Below are 680 nucleotides of genomic sequence, written 5' to 3'. Positions count from 1 at the left end.
GTCCCCGCCTCGATAGTGCCGAACGCCACCTCGATGTCGCGGTCCGTGACGCGGCGGTCGAGGGTGCCGCGGACCTCCTCGACCTCCACGCCGAGACCGGCGGCCATCAGATGAATCGGTGCCCGCCAAGCCATTTCGATGAACCCAGGCGTCTTCAGCAGCGGTTCGAAATCCAGGGGACGACCAAAGCCCATGCCGTTCATCATCACGTCGGCCACCGGGTAGTGATCGTTGAGCGCGACCTCGGTGACGGTCAGACGCTGGATCCGCTTCGACTGCGTGGCGAGCACCAACGCCAGCTGGTCGGCGACGAAGCCCGGCTCGATCCCCGAGGCGTACAACGAGACCTGGCCCTCCTTGGCGGCCGCGGACAACTGGTCGCGCCACTCGACCGGTTCGTAGGCGTGGGGGTTGACCAGGCGGGTGGTGCTGGTGGTCACCACGTTTATCCCTGCGCTGAGCAGCCTCACATAGTCCGGGACGGCCAGCGCATCACGTTCCGGCCCGCTGGCCGAATAGATGACACAATCGGGTTTGAGCCCGATCAGCGCATCCGCATCGGTGGTGGCGGCCACCCCGATCGGCTGCCCGTTGGCGAGTTCACCCGCGTCCTTGCCGTCCTTCTCGGGGGAGTGCACCCACACCCCGACCAGTTCGAGGTCGGGTCTCTGTGAGATCGC

1 pseudogene is annotated in these 680 nt (G+C 66.5%); it reads right to left on the bottom strand.

Annotated elements, in window-relative coordinates:
- Positions 1-680 (bottom strand): annotated as a pseudogene (locus A5698_RS25905) (dihydrodipicolinate reductase); the annotation flags it as partial.

Origin of the sequence: Mycobacterium sp. E136, from assembly GCF_001666865.1 — a bacterium.
Taxonomy (GTDB): domain Bacteria; phylum Actinomycetota; class Actinomycetes; order Mycobacteriales; family Mycobacteriaceae; genus Mycobacterium.
This window is presented reverse-complemented; position numbering and strand designations above follow the sequence as displayed.